General features: G+C 60.7%; 17 protein-coding genes. 9 read left to right on the plus strand and 8 right to left on the minus strand.

Features of this window, described 5'->3' with window-relative positions:
* Positions 1-94 precede the first annotated feature (94 nt).
* Both AB4N42_RS21675 and AB4N42_RS21680 read left to right on the plus strand, forming a co-directional pair.
* Positions 95-373: a hypothetical protein gene (locus AB4N42_RS21675; protein ID WP_030140091.1), complete on the plus strand. Its 279-nt coding sequence runs from the start codon at positions 95-97 to the stop codon at positions 371-373.
* A 129-nt stretch (positions 374-502) separates the two neighbouring features.
* The gene (locus AB4N42_RS21680; protein WP_030140090.1) at positions 503-1,090 is read left to right on the plus strand and encodes a DcrB/PsbP domain-containing protein; all 588 of its coding nucleotides are present in this window, start codon (positions 503-505) and stop codon (positions 1,088-1,090) included.
* A gap of 123 nt (positions 1,091-1,213) precedes the next feature.
* Here the strand turns inward: AB4N42_RS21680 and AB4N42_RS21685 are convergent, their stop codons facing one another.
* The 4 genes from AB4N42_RS21685 to AB4N42_RS21700 all read right to left on the minus strand — a co-directional run bounded on the left by AB4N42_RS21685 (position 1,214) and on the right by AB4N42_RS21700 (position 4,690).
* Complete coding sequence (locus tag AB4N42_RS21685) at positions 1,214-1,930, minus strand: alpha/beta hydrolase (RefSeq protein ID WP_030140089.1); 717 nt, start codon at positions 1,928-1,930, stop codon at positions 1,214-1,216.
* A 64-nt stretch (positions 1,931-1,994) separates the two neighbouring features.
* Positions 1,995-3,107 (minus strand): succinylglutamate desuccinylase/aspartoacylase family protein, encoded by a 1,113-nt coding sequence (locus tag AB4N42_RS21690; protein ID WP_030140088.1) that lies wholly within the window; start codon positions 3,105-3,107, stop codon positions 1,995-1,997.
* Positions 3,108-3,211: 104 nt separating this feature from the next.
* Positions 3,212-3,991 carry an ABC transporter substrate-binding protein gene (locus AB4N42_RS21695; RefSeq protein WP_030140087.1) on the minus strand — a complete coding sequence of 260 codons (780 nt, stop codon included), beginning with the start codon at positions 3,989-3,991 and terminating at the stop codon, positions 3,212-3,214.
* 264 nt (positions 3,992-4,255) lie between these two features.
* Complete coding sequence (locus AB4N42_RS21700) at positions 4,256-4,690, minus strand: rhodanese-like domain-containing protein (protein ID WP_030140086.1); 435 nt, start codon at positions 4,688-4,690, stop codon at positions 4,256-4,258.
* Between the two features lie 102 nt (positions 4,691-4,792).
* Here AB4N42_RS21700 and ftrA point away from each other — a divergent pair, with 102 nt between their 5' ends.
* Positions 4,793-5,752: a transcriptional regulator FtrA gene (gene ftrA / locus AB4N42_RS21705; RefSeq protein WP_030140085.1), complete on the plus strand. Its 960-nt coding sequence runs from the start codon at positions 4,793-4,795 to the stop codon at positions 5,750-5,752.
* A 77-nt stretch (positions 5,753-5,829) separates the two neighbouring features.
* Here ftrA and AB4N42_RS21710 read toward each other — a convergent pair whose 3' ends face one another.
* From AB4N42_RS21710 to AB4N42_RS21720, 3 genes are all read right to left on the minus strand, one after another.
* Positions 5,830-6,975, minus strand: a complete 1,146-nt coding sequence (locus AB4N42_RS21710) for an IS481 family transposase (RefSeq protein ID WP_460115312.1) — start codon at positions 6,973-6,975, stop codon at positions 5,830-5,832.
* Between the two features lie 225 nt (positions 6,976-7,200).
* Entirely contained in the window at positions 7,201-7,956 is a 756-nt protein-coding gene (gene cobF / locus AB4N42_RS21715) for a precorrin-6A synthase (deacetylating) (protein ID WP_030140084.1), read from the minus strand.
* Positions 7,957-8,520, minus strand: a complete 564-nt coding sequence (locus tag AB4N42_RS21720) for a histidine phosphatase family protein (RefSeq protein ID WP_030140083.1) — start codon at positions 8,518-8,520, stop codon at positions 7,957-7,959.
* Between the two features lie 295 nt (positions 8,521-8,815).
* On the opposite strand from AB4N42_RS21720, the gene AB4N42_RS21725 reads away from it, so the two are divergent.
* The 5 genes from AB4N42_RS21725 to AB4N42_RS21745 all read left to right on the plus strand — a co-directional run bounded on the left by AB4N42_RS21725 (position 8,816) and on the right by AB4N42_RS21745 (position 13,014).
* Entirely contained in the window at positions 8,816-9,019 is a 204-nt protein-coding gene (locus AB4N42_RS21725; protein WP_030140082.1) for a hypothetical protein, read from the plus strand.
* Positions 9,012-9,764, plus strand: coding sequence for an N-formylglutamate amidohydrolase (locus tag AB4N42_RS21730; protein ID WP_217861608.1), 753 nt, complete (start codon positions 9,012-9,014; stop codon positions 9,762-9,764). The genes AB4N42_RS21725 and AB4N42_RS21730 overlap by 8 nt, the downstream gene beginning before the upstream one ends.
* A gap of 103 nt (positions 9,765-9,867) precedes the next feature.
* The gene (locus AB4N42_RS21735) at positions 9,868-10,884 is read left to right on the plus strand and encodes an arginine N-succinyltransferase (RefSeq protein WP_198798048.1); all 1,017 of its coding nucleotides are present in this window, start codon (positions 9,868-9,870) and stop codon (positions 10,882-10,884) included.
* A gap of 61 nt (positions 10,885-10,945) precedes the next feature.
* A complete protein-coding gene (astA, locus tag AB4N42_RS21740; RefSeq protein WP_460115313.1) occupies positions 10,946-11,980 on the plus strand; it encodes an arginine N-succinyltransferase in 1,035 nt (344 codons plus the stop codon).
* 164 nt (positions 11,981-12,144) lie between these two features.
* Positions 12,145-13,014, plus strand: a complete 870-nt coding sequence (locus tag AB4N42_RS21745) for an isocitrate lyase/PEP mutase family protein (protein WP_181286815.1) — start codon at positions 12,145-12,147, stop codon at positions 13,012-13,014.
* 99 nt (positions 13,015-13,113) lie between these two features.
* Here the strand turns inward: AB4N42_RS21745 and AB4N42_RS21750 are convergent, their stop codons facing one another.
* Entirely contained in the window at positions 13,114-14,343 is a 1,230-nt protein-coding gene (locus AB4N42_RS21750) for an acyl-CoA dehydrogenase (RefSeq protein WP_030140077.1), read from the minus strand.
* A gap of 176 nt (positions 14,344-14,519) precedes the next feature.
* On the opposite strand from AB4N42_RS21750, the gene AB4N42_RS21755 reads away from it, so the two are divergent.
* Positions 14,520-15,449, plus strand: a complete 930-nt coding sequence (locus tag AB4N42_RS21755; protein WP_198798047.1) for a LysR family transcriptional regulator — start codon at positions 14,520-14,522, stop codon at positions 15,447-15,449.
* The last annotated feature ends 160 nt before the right edge of the window (positions 15,450-15,609 follow it).

Here is a 15,609-nt window from a genome sequence, read left to right on the forward strand (position 1 = left end):
GCCAGTCGCGATCATTCGCAGCGCATCCGACGGAATTTTTCCGCCGTGGGAAGACTCACTTGAACAATAGCCGAGCCCCCACAGGAGATTGCCGATGGACCCAAAACCCGCCGCAAACAATCATCTTGATTACGGTCTCGACACGCTGTTCGGCCGCGAGACCAAAAGCGTCGACTGCCAATTCGAGGTCAAGCGTCTCGACGATGGCGAGCCGCCGTGGTTTGCCCTGCATGTACGCCCGCCGCTGCCCGAAGACCTGGCGAAAGCCCAGATCGTGGTGTTCCGCGCCGAAGGCCGGCGCATCAGCGGCATCGTCCGGCGTACCGAGCGCCTGGCCGACGACAGCCTGCAACTGGACGTCGAACCGGACTGAGCCGCCCCGGCCGGCGTCCCTAGCCATCACGGAGTGCGTTCGCGCTTGCATTTGATCAGCGCAGTGGAGTCCGGGGCGACGACCATGGGATGATCGGTCCTCAAGCACGACCACCCGTGGAGCATTTGAATGTCATCGCTGAGTCAAAACGCCGCCGCCCTGCTGCTGACGGCCATCGCCAGCCTCGTCGCATTGCCTGCGCTGGCTGCCCAGCCCAAGGCCGTGGCGCAAGCGCCCGTCCAGAAGATCTCGATGTTGGGCGGCAAATTCAGCTTCAGCCTGCCCAAGGGCTTCACGGCGACGCCCTTGTCCGCCGGGGATGTGGCGCAGGGGACCGCCGGGGCCGCCGGTACGATGTACAGCAATGCCACCACCAGAACGGTGGTGATCACGGCCGAAAACACCTTGGTCGACGGGGCGAATGTGAAGGACAACGACACCGCCTTCCTGGATACCACCTTCGCCAACTTCGCCGTCCAGAAAACCAAGGCCCTACCGGATGCCAAGATCCTCGGCGAACAGAGCCTGACCCAGAAAACCACGGGCCTGGGCCTGCGTCAGCTCGATACCAAGGCCACGCAGGGTGGCGGGCCAACGTTGGATACCACGTTGATCGGCGCTTCCGGCACGCGCATGGCCGTGGTGCAGATCATTTCCAGGGCCAGCGACCAGGCCGGTCATGAAGCGCTGGTGAAGCAGATCGCCAGCGGCAAGTGATGATTTGCCGCGGTTTTGTGGGAGCGAGCCTGCTCGCGAAGGCGGCGGCACATTCAGCATCGACTCCGGCTGAACCACCGCTTTCGCGAGCAAGCCCGCTCCCACAGGGATCCGGGGTGCATATCAGGGATTGAGGCGCTCCAGCCAGGCCCGCAGATCCTTCACTTCCTGCGCACTGATGCTGTGGCCGAGGCCTGGATAGGCATGGAATTCCGGCTCCAGGGCCAGGGTCTTGAGGAATGTGTCGGCGTCGGTGCCGTCACGGTAGGGAATGATCGGATCCACTGTTCCGTGACCGATGAACACCGCGAGCGCCCGCCGCGATTCATCGGGGGTCAGTTCGGCCCGCAGCACCGGCAGGACCCGCCCGCCCATCGCGGCAATACCGCCAACGGCTTCGGGGTGTCGCAAGGCGACTTCGTAGCTCATCATCGCCCCCTGGCTGAACCCCACCAGGTAGACGTTGCTCGCATCAGTCGGGTATTTGGCCCGGGCCTTGTCGATGAACTCCAGGAGCATCTGGCCGCTGGCCTTCAGGTCGGATGTGTCACCGTCGTACGCACCCTCGCCCTTTTTCGCAAACCACTGGTAGTGCCCCGGCTCCATAGCCTTGGGCGCCCGCACCGATAGGTAGTTGTAGTGCTCGGGCAGTTCGTCCGCAAGCCTGAGCAGGTCCTCTTCGTTGCTGCCCGACCCGTGCAGGAAAATCACCAGCGGTCGGTTCCCGGCCTTTTCGTCAGCGCGGGCCAGGTAGTTGAGTGGCAAGTCGGTATGCAGCGAAGGTTGAGCCTGCACGCCGACGGATACCAGCAGCAGAAACAGGGCGAACGCTTTGAGCATCAGTCTTCCTCCATCATTGGATAGCCGCACGGCAACGACCGTGCGATGAGGTAGACCGCACTCATCAGTCGTTGATCAATTTCCCCGCCCGAATCGGCTCGCGCCCGGCGACTTTCGCCTGCCAGATGCCCGGCTGGGTGTAGCGTCCGCGATCCAGTGCGAACAATACCCCGCACGTGCCGGCAGGAACAACGGTGACCCGGTCATTCAACGGATCGACCACTTCGAACAGTGGATCGCCCCGCTCCACCCATTCGCCCGCTTCGCGCAAAAAGCTGACCACGCCATGGTGCGGCGCGAACAGGTACTCGGTGCCTTCGAATGGAAAACCTTCGCAGCACGCTTGCGGCGCGGCCGGCCAGTCACCGCCGATAAAGCCCTGTTCCGCCAGGAACCCGAGGATGGCTTCGCAATTGGCTTGGGCCTGCTCCACCCGGGTGTCGCCCATGCTGCCGAGTTCCAGCGTCGTCGCCAGGTTGGCCGGTGGAATCGCTGCTTGCGGAAAAATCTTCGCCAGGCGCAACCACGGCGTCGAGCAAGACTCATCGAACGAACTGCCGCCGGAATCTTCACACAGCAACGCCACGCCAGCCTTCAACCGCGCGGCCAATGAGCGCCATTGCGGCCACTGTTGCGGCAAGGCGTACAAGTGGATCGCAGCCTCGAAATCACAGTGCAGGTCCAGGGTGACATCGGCGTCGCAAGCGTGGCGCAGTAACAGCCGATGCAAGGCTTCGAGCTGAGACGGGGGCGGCGGGAGATCATCCAGCACCTCGATCATGGTCTGGCGAATCAAGGTGATATTCGCGGCCGGGTCATCCCCGAGGCGTTCACCGACGCGCTGCGCCACCGGGGCACTGAGTTCAACGAAGGATCGGTTGAAGTTCTTGCCACTGCCCAGTTCGAAACGCCCCATGTGGGCGCTTTGCAGGTGCTGGTCCAGGCCGATCGGATTGGCCACCGGCACGAGTTCGATCACGCCCTTGAGCAGGCCTTGGGCTTCAAGCGTGTTGAGGCGTTGTTTCAATTCCCATGCCGTGCGCATGCCGGGTAATTCATCGGCGTGCAGGCTGGCCTGGATATACGCCTTGCGCGGGCCGTGGCCGTAACGAAACACGCTGAGCGAACGTTCCGTGCCCAGGTGGCTCCAGGGCAAGGTATGGTCGATGCGTTGCATAGGCTCTCCAGATATCGGTTTCTCGACAGGCGCAGGGTAAGACAATCGCCCATGAAAAAGGTGGCCGGCCGGGTCAGCGGCGGGCCACCTGGTGACGTCAGCGATTAATGCCCGTAGACGTCAAAGGCAAAGTATTTGTCTTGGACTTTCTTGTACGTGCCATTGGCGCGGATTTCGGTGATGGCAGCGTTGAATTTCTCGGCAAGCGCCTGGTCGCCCTTGCGCACCGCGATACCGGCGCCGCCGCCGAAGTATTTCGCGTCTTCATAGGTCGGCCCCACGAAGGCAAAGCCTTTGCCGGCGTCGGTCTTCAGGAAGCCTTCGTCAAGGGTGACGGAGTCGGCCAGCGTCGCGTCGAGGCGACCGGAAACCATGTCCAGGTTGGCCTCCTGCTGGGAGCCGTAGCGCACCAGGTCGATCCCCGCTGGCACCAGCACCTCGGTTGCGAAGCGATCATGGGTGCTGGCGCGCAGCACACCGACTTTCTTGCCCTTGAGCTCGGTCAGCGGGTCCTTGACGTCGGAGCCTTGCTTCATCACGAAACGCGCCGGGGTGTGGTAGTACTTGATGGTGAAGTCGACGTTTTTCTTGCGATCGTCGGTGATGGTCATGGACGACAGGATCGCGTCGATTTTCTTGACCTTCAGCGCCGGGATCAGGCCGTCGAATTCCTGCTCGACCCACGTGCACTTGACCTTCATCTGTGCGCACAGCGCGTCGCCGATGTCCACATCGAAACCGGCCAACTTGCCATCAGGGGTTTTCATCGAAAACGGCGGATAACCCGCCTCGATCCCGAGACGGATCGGCTTGGCGTCTTCGGCCACGGCCGAGAATGACAATACGGACAGTGCGAGGGCACCGAACATGGCTAGCTTCTTCATTTTTGCTCCTGAGTGCGCAGGTATTTATTGATCGTTATAGGCAGAATCGGAAACAGCGTTCGGTCGATGAAAACCGAAGTGGCCCGGAGTCTAGAGATGCACCCAGGAGGGAAATTACGTCGAAGCGACAAATAGTTATAGAAATACTGCCTGGGAGCTGCGTAGAGCTGCCGAGTGAAACGAGGCTGCGATCTTTTCAAAAGATCAAAGATCAAAAGATCGCAGGCTTCGCCAGCTCCTACAGGGCCCAGCGGGAGCAAGCTTTCAGCAATCGCAGCTGATCGCCTTTTCCGCCACGCGCTCGACGGAACCGGTCAGGCGAAAACCCTCATCGAGCCAGCCCATGACCCCGCCGATCATTTCCTTGACCGGGTAACCCAGCGTTGCCAGGCGCACCGCGGCCTTGTTCGCACCGTTGCAATGCGGGCCGGCGCAATACACCACGAACAGCGTGGCCTTGGGGTACGCCGCCAACGCCTCGGCGGTGAGGGTCCGGGTTGGGAGATTGATCGCCCCTGGCACATGCCCGCGTTCGTAAGCCAGCGGTCCGCGCACGTCCACCAGGACAAAATCGATGGTGCCCGCCTCTTGGCTGGCATGCACATCGGAACAATCGGTTTCGAACATCAGGCGACGGCTGAAATGCTGCAGGGCGAGGTCGGATGGGGCAGCAGGCACTTCACTAACAAGACTGGTCATGCGTGGTTACTCCGGGACAAATGAAGACTGGAACAGACTTTATCCCCCCGACGCTAACCGCTACAGTGGCGCACAAGACACTCTGTGGGAATTTTCCGCCAAATGCAGCCTGCTCCCGGCCTGGTCGCCATCCTCGCGTATGACGGCTTGTGCACATTCGAATTCGGTGTCGCCGTGGAAATCTTCGGATTGGCCCGGCCCGAGTTCGATTTCCCCTGGTATGAGCACCGCATCGTCGCCGTCGACGACGGTCCGATGCGCGCCATGGGCGGCTTCCAAGTCCTGGCCGATGGCGGCATGGAGCTGCTCGACACCGCCCGGACCATCATCGTGCCAGGCTGGCGCAGCCGCAGCGAACCGCCCTCCGATGCCCTGCTCCTCGTCCTGCGCCGTGCCCACGCCCGCGGTGCCCGCTTGCTGTCGATCTGCTCCGGGGCGTTCGTCCTGGCGGCCACTGGACTGCTCGATGGCTTGGCGGCAACGACGCACTGGCGCTACACCGACGAACTGGCGCAAGGCTATCCTGCCATTCGGGTCGACCCGGATGTGCTCTATGTCGACTCGGGCCAGCTCATTACTTCCGCTGGCAGCGCCGCGGGCATCGATGCGTGCCTGCACCTGGTAGCCCGGGACTTCGGTGCCCAGGTCGCCAATGCCGTGGCGCGTCGGCTGGTCATGCCGACACAACGCACCGGCGGCCAGGCACAATTCATCCCCTCACCGGTCAGCCGCACGCCACGCGGTGATTTGTCCAGCGTCATGCAGTGGGCCCGCGAGCATCTCCACGAACCGCTGGGCGTGCGCGAACTGGCGAGCCGCGCGGCGATGAGCGAACGGACCTTCCTGCGCCGCTTCACCCAAGCCTGCGGTGTATCGCCCAAGGCCTGGCTGCAACATGAACGCTTGGCCCGGGCCCGGGAACTGTTGGAAAGCACCGCAGACAACACCGACAACATCGCCCAGCTATGTGGCTATCGTTCGGTGGAAAGTTTTCGCGTAGCGTTCCGCAGCGTGGTAGGCGTGGCGCCATCGGTGTATCGGGAGCGGTTTGGCCGGGGCTGAAGATGCGCCGCGTCCAAGGCCATACCTTGTTTGGTCCGGGGACATGGTGGACACATGTTCGGAGACATGGTGGACAGTTAACGAAGCCGTTTACCTAATATTACGGATCGGACGTTCATGTCAATTTGTGCAACACGATGCCTACCCCAATAGACATCGTGCTTGCCGTCCTCCAAGGTCCTGCGCAAGCCCACACGCTCACCTGTAAAGGCCCGGCCCAGCTTTAACTCCCAGCCGCGCCAGTTGAGTTCTCCGTTAGCCTGGACGGTCCGAACTTCGTCATCGTCGCCGTATTCCAGTTCCGGTAACGCCTCTTGATAGCACAGCTCGCTCTGTCGGTACCGGGAGGCCGGAACGTTGTGATTCAGCGCTTGGTGAGGGCGTTGGTGGTTATAGACTTCCCGCCAGTGGTCAAAGGTTTGCTGAGCTGCGTCGAGGTCAATCAGTGTTCTGTCGGTGAGTAGTTCCGCCTTTAGGCTTCGATGAAAACGTTCGAGCTTACCCTGGGTTTGGGGGTGATAAGGCCGCGAGTGCGACACCTCGATACCTTGGCGCATCAGCCATAGCTCAAGGCCTGTGTAGGCATCTCCCTCGTGTCCCCAAGGTGGCCCATTGTCCATTGTCATGCGACGGGGCAGCCCGTAACGCCGAAAAGCACTGACCAAGTGGCCTTGCACCGTTTCCCTTTTTTCGTTTGCGCAGGCGGCAATTATCAGCGAAAAACGCGAATGATCATCCAGCAAGGTCAATGGATGACAACGCCCTGCACGCATGCCGACATGGCCTTTGAAGTCCATTTGCCAGAGATCGTTTGGTTGAGGATGCTCGAACCGAATGAAAGGTTTAATCAGAGATGCAGCGGGATCAATTCGATCGTTGCGCTTGAGGATGGCGTGCACGGTGCTGGGCGCCGGCATGACATGGCCTTTTTCTTCAAAGTACCGCTTGATCTTCCGGGCCCCCCAGGCAGTGTGTTCCAGGTTCAACTCCAGAATCTGTTTTTCAGGAGTGGCAGTAGTTTTTCCAGGTGAGGATAGCGGCCGTCGGGACTGGTCAATCAAGCCGGCAGCGCCTTTTTCCTCGAAACGTTTGAGCCACTTGTAGCCAGTCGTTCGGCTAATGCTGTAACGGCGACAAAGTTCTTTTATGTTCGCCCCATCTTGGCGGGCTAAGGAGACGAACTCAGTACGAAGCTGCAAGGCAGACACCTCTTTCCAGGACACACGACATCTCCAGATGATCAATGTGTCGTATTAAAAAGTGTCCACTATGTCCCCGAACAGGTGTTAACCATGTCCCCGGACCAAACATACCTTTGTGGCGAGGGAGCTTGCTCCCGCTCAACTGCGAAGCAGGCGCAAGATTAAGCGTATGACTGTCAGATGTCGGGGTCGCTGCGCAACCCAGCGGGAGCAAGCTCCCTCGCCACGGTTGGATCGAATCTGCAATCAACGCCTGCGCAGCAGGTATGTGTCCATGATCCAGCCATGCTCTTCTCGCGCCGCCTTACGCGTGCGCTCGATATCGTCGGCCACGTCGCCCAACCGCCCGGCGATCAGCCGTTCATCTGGCGTTCCCACATAGGCGCCCCAATAGATCCGCGTATCGGGATCGCTCACGCACTGGTAGGCATCCCCGGCATCAAGCATCACCACGACGCTTGCCGCGTCGCCCACCTGCCCCGCCGCCAACCGACGTCCGGTGGTGATCTCCAGCGAACCGCCAATCGTGTTCAACGGCACTTTATGCTTCGCCGCAAGGGCCTGGACGCTGGTGATGCCGGGGATCACATCGAATTCGAAGGCACAGCGTCCCGCGTCGAGGATCGCCTGCAGGATGCGCAAGGTGCTGTCGTACAACGACGGATCGCCCCACACCAGGAAACCGCCATGCTGCCCGTCAGATAACTCTTCATCGATCAACCTTTCGAAGGTGGTCTGCTTCGCACGGTTCAATGCTTCGACGCTCGCTGTGTAGTCCGTGTCGTCGCGTTGGCGCTCTGGACTGTAGGCTTCGACGAAACGGTAGGTACGACCGATGATGTAGCGTTGACAGATTTCGCGGCGCAGATCCAGCAGCATCTCCTTGGCGGGCCCCTTGTCCATGAGAAAAAACACATCCACCTGGTTCAAGGCCTTCACCGCCTGCATCGTCAGGTGATCCGGGTCACCGGCGCCGATGCCTATCACTGATAATTTCTTCACTTACGCTGGCTCCTGTAGGCGCAATCGCCAGACTTCGTTGAAGCGCAGGTCGACGACGCCCAGCGGTTCGATGTCGATCCGGTTGAGCGTGGCCATGGGACAACCCAGCACATTCACCAGCGCGGCGCGAATCACGAACGGATGGGTCACTGCCAGGTAGTGGCCCGGTGTGTTTTCCAGGGTTGCCAGCCAATCACCGACGCGGCGGCACAGCCGGGAGACCGACTCACCCCCATGGGGTGCGGCATCCGGGTCGTCGCGCCAGGCTTGAAGCAGTTGCGGTTCGGTCTTGAGCAATTCATCAACGGACAATCCGCGCCACTGGCCAAAATCACAATCGGCCAGGGCCTGGATCGTCTGCGGCTCGTCCCCCAGCAGCGCGGCCGTCTGACGTGCCCGCAGCTCCGGCCCGCATAGCAGATGGCGGACGTTGCGGTACTCACGCCCGATGCCAGGGCGCTTCGCCAGCCAGCCGGTATCCAAGGGTTCATCCAAACCGAAACGCGCGGCTTTCTGGGCGGCGGTGCGGCCGTGGCACATCAGGGTCAGGCGAGTGGCTTGCACGCGGGATACTCGGTTTGGCGAAGAGTCATGGCAGGAACAATCCCTGATTTTCTTGTACAGCACCTTATATGAAATCAAATAACCGAGACAAAAAGGCGTAATTTCCGACACTGAAAAAGGCTATGCCTGACATATGACGACGCTCCAGCCAAACCCTTGTCCTACAAGGCTTCTGTAGATACTTTCTGGCTTTTTAAACGGAACGTAAAAACCTCTGGACACGTAGCACCTGCTGCCCAAATACTATTTTGAGCGTTATGAAAGAATTCGACACTCATCCAGGCAAGGAGCACGGATGCCTCTCTCCAGAGACCAGATCACCGATCCATGCCTGGTTTTGACGCCATCGGAACGCCAGGTCATGGGACCGCCGCGCGATCAGGCTGTACTCGAAGCCTTGCCCGGCCTGTTGGCTGGGACCTGGTTCGCCTTTAACGCCCGGAAATTGGCCTCGACCCAGACGCTGTCATTTGCCGAGCCTTGTAAACACTATGCGTGAATCCATTGAATGTGCTGAGGCGGGTCTGTACACCAAGCCTGCTTTCCGATTGCTGCGGGAAGATTCCGATCATCCGTTGCTGCTGGTGTGCGAACACGCCAGCCGCTTCATCCCAAGCGCGCTGAATGACCTCGGCCTGGATGAAACGGCCGCCCAGGAACATATTGCCTGGGATATCGGCGCCCTGGCCCTGGCTGAACGGCTGTCCGAAACCCTCGGCGCAACGTTGCTGTCCGCCAACTACTCGCGGCTGTTGATCGACCTGAATCGTCCACTTCACGTCGCCGACAGCATCCCGGCCCAAAGTGAGATTTATCAGATTCCCGGCAACCAGTCCCTGGACGACGCTACGCGCGAATACCGGCAGCGGTGCCTCTTTCATCCATTTCATGATCAGTTAAAGGCGTTGATCGACCAGCGCCTGGCGGATAAGCGGACCGTGCGGGTAGTGGGCATTCACAGTTTCACACCGGTGTTCTACGGCCAACCGCGTGCCCTCGAGGCCGGGGTGCTGTTTGGCGACGCCGGGGAATATGCCCGGCGCATCGTCGAAGGGTTGGGGCGACATTCGCTGCGGGCCGCCGGTAATCAACCTTACAAAGTCAGCCCCCTGAGTGACATGACAGTACCGGTACACGGCGACGGACGCGGCCTCGATTCGGTATTGATCGAAGTGCGCAATGACCTGCTGCGCAGTCCCGAATCGATACGGACTTGGAGCGCCTATCTCGCACCGCTCCTATGACGCGACGGTGATCAATCAGTTTTCAGCTTCAACGCGTGGACATCGACAGTGATCGTCAAGCCCGGTGTAGATCATCGGGTTCTCTGGAACAGGAGTGCAATCCATGCTGGCCTTACGTCCAGTTCAGTTATCCGATTTGCCGCAACTGCAGCAACTGGCCCGCGACAGCCTGGTGGGTGTCACTTCGCTTCCAGACGACACGGATCGCCTGCGGGAGAAAATCCTCGGCTCGTGTGCCTCGTTCGAAGCGGACGTGCAGGCGCCGGGCGGGGAAAACTATTTCTTTGTCTTGCAGAACCTCGCGTCCGGCCACTTGGTGGGTTGTTCGGAGATCATCGCCAGCACCGGTTGCACCGAACCGTTCTTCAGCCTTCGCCACCGACCATTTTCCAGCGAGTCCCGGGAACTGAACATCCACCACGGCGTGCCGGCGCTGTCGTTGTGCCAGGACCTCAGCGGCCAGACATTGCTGCGCGGTTTCCACATCGACGCGACTCGCGTGCGCACCCCGGAATCGGAGTTGCTGTCCCGGGCGCGGTTGATGTTCATTGGCGCTCATCCCCGGCGCTTTGCCGAATCGGTCATTACGGAAATCGTCGGTTTCAGCAGTGAAGACGGCCGCTCTCCGTTCTGGGACGCCATCGGCCAGCACTTCTTCGACCTGCCCTACACCGAAGCCGAACGCCTGTGCGGCCTGCAGAGCCGCACCTTTCTCGCTGAATTAATGCCGCAGTATCCGATTTATGTGCCGATGTTGCCGGAGGCGGCCCAGGCCTGCATCGGTCGGGTGCACCCCGACGGCCAGGAGGCGTTCGACATACTCGAGCGCGAGGGTTTCGAAACCAACAGCTATGTGGACCTCTTCGACGGTGGGCCGACGTTGCACGGTCGAACCACGAACATTCGCTCGATCGTCCAAAGTCGCTCGGTCATCACCCGGGAAAGCCGAGTAATCGATGCCCGTGGGCGGTATCTGGTGAGCAACGATGGCCTCGCGGGTTATCGGGCCATCATCGCCGACCTGGACGTCAGCGGCGAGGGCCCGGTGGCACTGCACCCTGACATGCTGGTGGCGCTGGGAATCACCGAGGGTGAGCGGATCCGAGTGGTGAGCCTGTGAGATCGATCGAATTGCATGCCGCCCCTCGACACCGCGCCGGGCATGAAGAAGGAGCCGCTTCATGATCGTCCGTCCCGTCGCCCTGACAGACCTGCCTGCGTTACTGGACCTGGCCCGCTGCGCCGGCCCGGGCTTCACCAGCTTGCCGGCCAACGAGGAGCGCCTGGCGCATCGCCTGCGCTGGGCCCAGCGTACCTTCGCCGGACAGGTCGAACGGGCTGATGCCGACTACCTGTTTGTGCTCGAGGACGATGATCGGCAAGTGGTGGGCATCAGCGCGCTGACCGGGGCCGTCGGGGTTCGTGAACCCTGGTACAACTATCGCGTCGGCGTGACGGTCAGTTCAGCGCCTGAACTGGGCATCCAGCGGCAGATCCCGACATTGTTCCTCAACAATGAAATGACCGGGCAATCGGAAATCTGCTCGTTGTTCCTGCGGCCCGAGCAGCGTCGGGGCCATAACGGCCGGCTGCTGTCCTTGGCGCGCTTGTTGTTCGTCGCCGAGTTCCCCAGCCTGTTTGGCGAAAAGCTGATTGCCGAACTGCGCGGCCACGCCGATGCACAGGGCCGCTCGCCTTTTTGGGACAGCCTGGGGAGGCACTTCTTCCAGAAGGATTTCAGCTACGCCGATCAGCTGTCCGGCATGGGTAACAAATCATTCATCGCCGAATTGATGCCGCGTCAGCCGCTGTATACCTGCCTGCTCACCGAACAAGCCCAGGCCGTGATTGGCAAGGCTCACCCCAACACCGAACCGGCCTTGAAAATCCTCAGTGCCGAGGGTTTCGCCCATAAGGGATACATTGATATTTTCGACGGCGGCCCGGTGGTCGAGGCGCCGGTGTCGAAGATCCGTAGCGTGCGCGACAGCCAGCCGCTGACGCTGGCGATCGGTACACCGGACGAACAGGCCCCGATCTGGCTGATTCACAACCGACGCCTGGAAAACTGCCGCGTCACCAGCGCCCGCGCCCATCAACACGGCCATAGCCTGCTCGTCGACCGCGTCACCGCCAAACGCCTGCAAGTGCAGCCGGGCGACACCGTACGCGCCGTGACATTGCCCTGGCAGGGACAACGAGCGGTTGCAGCGTAAGCGGCGTGTTACGGGCTTCCCAGCCGACGGGCTCTGGCCTGATGCCATAACGGCATCGCCTATACGCATTCGTCATCATCTCTGCGCTTGCCACGTGATAGCCTTTGGATCTTTCGGCGTTGACATTTTTGCTCAAGCCTTTCCATTCCATTGGTGGAACTCATATGTCCAGGCTCTCCCATCAAGATTTGCGTCGCAATTTTCGTCAACTGCTGGCTTCCAAGACCTGTTACCACACCGCCTCGGTGTTTGATCCGATGTCGGCGCGCATCGCCGCTGACCTGGGTTTCGAAGTGGGCATCCTGGGAGGCTCGGTGGCGTCGTTGCAGGTATTGGGCGCGCCGGACTTCGCATTGATCACCCTCAGTGAATTTGCCGAGCAGGCGACTCGCATTGGCCGCGTGGCCCAGTTGCCGTTCATTGCCGACGCCGACCATGGCTACGGCAACGCACTGAACGTGATGCGTACCATCATCGAACTCGAGCGCGCTGGCGTGGCTGCGCTGACTATCGAAGACACCTTGCTGCCAGCCCAGTTTGGCCGCAAATCCACCGACCTGATCAGCGTGGCCGAAGGCGTCGGCAAGATCCGCGCGGCATTGGAGGCACGGGTCGATTCGGAAATGGCGATCATTGCCCGCACCAACGCCGGGATCCTGCCGGTCCAGGAAATCATCAGCCGCACCCGGCAATACGAACGGGCCGGCGCGGACGGCATCTGCATGGTGGGCGTGCAAGACTTCGAGCATTTGGAGCAGATCAGCGAAAACCTGAACGTCCCCTTGATGCTCGTGACCTATGGCAATCCGTTGCTGCGGGATGATAAACGCCTGGCCGAACTGGGCGTTCGCGTCACGATCGATGGCCACGGCGCCTATTTCGCCGCGATCAAGGCCACCTATGACAGCCTGCGGGAGCAGCGTCAGATCTTTACCCAGGCATCAGACCTGAGCGCCACCGAACTGACCCACACCTACACCCAGCCCGAGGAATATATCCGTTGGGCCGAGGAATACATGAGCGTCAAGGAATGAGCTGATTCGCTGTCCAGGCGGACGCCATCGCGAGCAGGCTCGCTCCCACAGTGGATTTGCGATTCCTGCTCGCGATGGCGGTATCAGCGTGAATGAGTGTCAGCGCCCGCTACGCAGCATCTCCTTGGGCACATATTTGCCGATCTCGAACTTGCCGATAGCAGCGCGGTGGACTTCATCCGGGCCGTCGGCCAGGCGCAAGGTGCGTTGCATGGCATACATATAGGCCAGCGGGAAATCGTTGGAAACCCCGGCGCCGCCGTGGATCTGGATCGCCCGGTCGATGACTTTCAAGGCCACGTTAGGCGCAACGACCTTGATCTGGGCAATTTCACTCTTCGCCACTTTATTACCGACGGTGTCCATCATGTACGCCGCCTTCAAGGTCAGCAGGCGCGCCATGTCGATTTCCATCCGCGAATCGGCGATCTTGTCGATGTTACCGCCCAGGCGTGCAAGCGGTTTGCCGAATGCGGTGCGGCTGACGGCGCGCTGGCACATCAATTCCAAGGCGCGTTCCGCCATGCCGATCGAGCGCATGCAATGGTGAATCCGCCCCGGGCCCAGGCGCCCCTGGGCAATCTCAAAGCCGCGGCCTTCACCCAGCAGGACGTTTTCGTACGGCACCCGCACGTTATCGAACAGCACTTCGGCATGACCGTGAGGCGCATCGTCGTAGCCGAACACCGGCAATGGCCGGACGATTTTTACCCCGGGGGTGTCCACCGGCACCAGGATCATCGAGTGTTGGGCATGGCGTGGCGCGTCGGGGTTGCTCAAGCCCATGAAGATCAGGATTTTGCAGCGCGGATCGCAGGCACCTGAAGTCCACCATTTCTTGCCGTTGATCACCCATTGATCACCATCACGCTCGGCGCGGGCGGCCATGTTGGTGGCGTCCGAAGAGGCGACGTCCGGCTCGGTCATGGCGAAGGCCGAGCGGATCTCGCCCCGCAGCAGCGGCTCGAGCCAGCGTTGCTTCTGTTCTTCATTGGCGTAGCGCACGAGGACTTCCATGTTGCCAGTGTCCGGCGCCGAGCAGTTGAACGGCTCCGGCCCCAGCAACGAACGTCCCATGATTTCCGCCAACGGCGCGTATTCCAGGTTGGTCAGGCCGGCGCCCAGTTCGGATTCCGGCAGGAACAGGTTCCACAAGCCCTCGGCTTTTGCCTTGGCCTTGAGTTCTTCCATGATGGCCGTGGGCTGCCAGCGATCACCTTCCGCTACCTGGCGCTCGAACACCGCTTCGGCCGGGTAGACGTAGGCATCCATGAACGCCGTGACGCGCTCGCGCAGTTCCTGAACCTTGGGGGAGTAGGCAAAATCCATCGGCAGCACCTTCTGGCAGAGGTTGTTTTTAGGTCATGGAATCGATGCTAGTTGAGCTACGAAAATTTACCTAACCTATTCTCGGCGTGTATTAACATTCATCACCGATATATGGTTCACTGATTTGCATCGCCACCCGGCACCTCATACAAGCCCAAGAATAAGAGTGCAGCGCCATGAATCTGAGCAAGGTCGACCTCAACCTTTTCATTGTCTTCGATGCCATCTACACCGAAGCCAACCTGACCCGCGCCGGGCAGATCGTCGGTATCACTCAGCCGGCCGTGTCCAATGCCCTGGCGCGCTTGCGCGAGACCTTCAACGACCCACTGTTCGTGCGCACCGCCCAAGGGATGGTGCCCACGCCGATGGCCCAGAATATTATCGGGCCGGTACGTAACGCCTTGTCGCTGCTACGGGTGTCGGTGCAGGAAAGCCGGATTTTCAATCCGCTGCAAGCCGTCAAGACCTACCGCATCAGCATGACCGACCTCACCGAAGGCGTGATCCTGCCGCCGCTGTTCCAGCGCTTGCGCCGACTGGCGCCGACCGTGGCCATCGAGAGTTTCCTGTCCAAGCGCCGGGAAACCACCAAGGAACTGGCCGCCGGGCGCCTGGACTTCGCGGTCGATGCGCCGCTCAACACCGATCCGCAGGTGCGCCACGTCAAGTTGTTGGAAGACCGTTACGTGTGTGCCATGCGCAAGGGCCATCCTTTGGCAGGCAAGGAAAAGCTCAGTCTTGACGATTACCTGGCCCAGACCCACGTGCATATTTCCAGTCGCCGCAACGGCCTGGGTTATGTCGACTTGGCCCTCGGCAAAATAGGCATCCAGCGCAAGATTGCCCTGCGCTCGCAACATTATTTGATGGCTTCCCAGGTGCTGCAGCAGACCGACATGGTCATGACGGTTCCTGAACGTTTTGCCCGCCGCCACGATCTGCATGCGGTCCACGTGCCCGTCAACGATGTGCCGCCGGTGGAAACCCATCTCTACTGGCATGAAAGCACCGACCAGGACCCGGCCAACCGCTGGATGCGCGAACAGATGATCGAGCTATGCCAGCAGGTGACGGCCCATGAGAAGAAGCTCGATAGGGTTTAGCCTGTCCAATGTGGGAGCGAGCCTGCTCGCGATAGCGTCGGGTCAGTCACTGTTCATATTGGCTGGACTACCGCTTTCGCGAGCAGGCTCGCTCCCACAGGTTTCGTCGACAGTTCATTGCTTGACGTGAACGTCAACCTGCCTTTAGCTTAGCGCCAAC

The sequence above is a fragment of the Pseudomonas sp. H2_D02 genome (assembly GCF_054677635.1).

Bases quoted from the DNA above. Each gene is read 5' to 3' on its own strand.
- AB4N42_RS21755 (WP_198798047.1), top strand. From the start codon at position 14,520: ATGAATCTGAGCAAGGTCGACCTCAACCTTTTCATTGTCTTCGATGCC.
- AB4N42_RS21685 (WP_030140089.1), bottom strand. From the start codon at position 1,930: ATGCTCAAAGCGTTCGCCCTGTTTCTGCTGCTGGTATCCGTCGGCGTG.
- AB4N42_RS21745 (WP_181286815.1), top strand. From the start codon at position 12,145: ATGTCCAGGCTCTCCCATCAAGATTTGCGTCGCAATTTTCGTCAACTG.
- AB4N42_RS21695 (WP_030140087.1), bottom strand. From the start codon at position 3,991: ATGAAGAAGCTAGCCATGTTCGGTGCCCTCGCACTGTCCGTATTGTCA.
- AB4N42_RS21680 (WP_030140090.1), top strand. From the start codon at position 503: ATGTCATCGCTGAGTCAAAACGCCGCCGCCCTGCTGCTGACGGCCATC.
- AB4N42_RS21675 (WP_030140091.1), top strand. From the start codon at position 95: ATGGACCCAAAACCCGCCGCAAACAATCATCTTGATTACGGTCTCGAC.
- AB4N42_RS21735 (WP_198798048.1), top strand. From the start codon at position 9,868: ATGCTGGCCTTACGTCCAGTTCAGTTATCCGATTTGCCGCAACTGCAG.
- ftrA (WP_030140085.1), top strand. From the start codon at position 4,793: ATGCAGCCTGCTCCCGGCCTGGTCGCCATCCTCGCGTATGACGGCTTG.
- AB4N42_RS21730 (WP_217861608.1), top strand. From the start codon at position 9,012: ATGCGTGAATCCATTGAATGTGCTGAGGCGGGTCTGTACACCAAGCCT.
- astA (WP_460115313.1), top strand. From the start codon at position 10,946: ATGATCGTCCGTCCCGTCGCCCTGACAGACCTGCCTGCGTTACTGGAC.
- AB4N42_RS21750 (WP_030140077.1), bottom strand. From the start codon at position 14,343: ATGGATTTTGCCTACTCCCCCAAGGTTCAGGAACTGCGCGAGCGCGTC.
- AB4N42_RS21700 (WP_030140086.1), bottom strand. From the start codon at position 4,690: ATGACCAGTCTTGTTAGTGAAGTGCCTGCTGCCCCATCCGACCTCGCC.
- AB4N42_RS21725 (WP_030140082.1), top strand. From the start codon at position 8,816: ATGCCTCTCTCCAGAGACCAGATCACCGATCCATGCCTGGTTTTGACG.
- AB4N42_RS21690 (WP_030140088.1), bottom strand. From the start codon at position 3,107: ATGCAACGCATCGACCATACCTTGCCCTGGAGCCACCTGGGCACGGAA.